The sequence below is a fragment of the Pantoea sp. Fr-CA_6 genome, from assembly GCF_024520895.1.
Taxonomy (GTDB): Bacteria; Pseudomonadota; Gammaproteobacteria; order Enterobacterales; family Enterobacteriaceae; genus Pantoea; species Pantoea agglomerans.
In genome coordinates this window covers 1-274 of record NZ_JALNPO010000050.1, presented here as the reverse complement: position 1 = coordinate 274, position 274 = coordinate 1, and the positions used below count along the sequence as shown (strand labels likewise).

General features: G+C 56.9%; 1 protein-coding gene. It reads left to right on the top strand.

Annotation, left to right across the window (positions count from 1 at the left end):
• Positions 1-13 precede the first annotated feature (13 nt).
• Positions 14-175, top strand: a complete 162-nt coding sequence (locus NR201_RS22565; RefSeq protein ID WP_256850193.1) for a TyrR/PhhR family helix-turn-helix DNA-binding protein — start codon at positions 14-16, stop codon at positions 173-175.
• Positions 176-274: the final 99 nt, after the last annotated feature.

Sequence of the window (274 nt, the reverse complement as noted above, 5' to 3'; positions counted from 1 at the left end):
GACCGACACTGAGGTGGAAAGTCTCGAACAAGCGGTCGAATCGTTCGAAAGGGCGCTGCTGGAAAAGCTTTACGTCAGCTATCCCTCGACCCGGCAACTGGCGAGCCGCTTGCAAACCTCGCACACCGCCATCGCCCATCGATTGCGCAAATACGGCATTCCCAATAAACCCTGACTCACCGCGCATCCCTTTTGCAGGGAATTCCCCATGTGGGAGCGAGCCTGCTCGCGAAGAGGGAGTCTCAGTCAACCAATCAGTTGAATGACACACCGC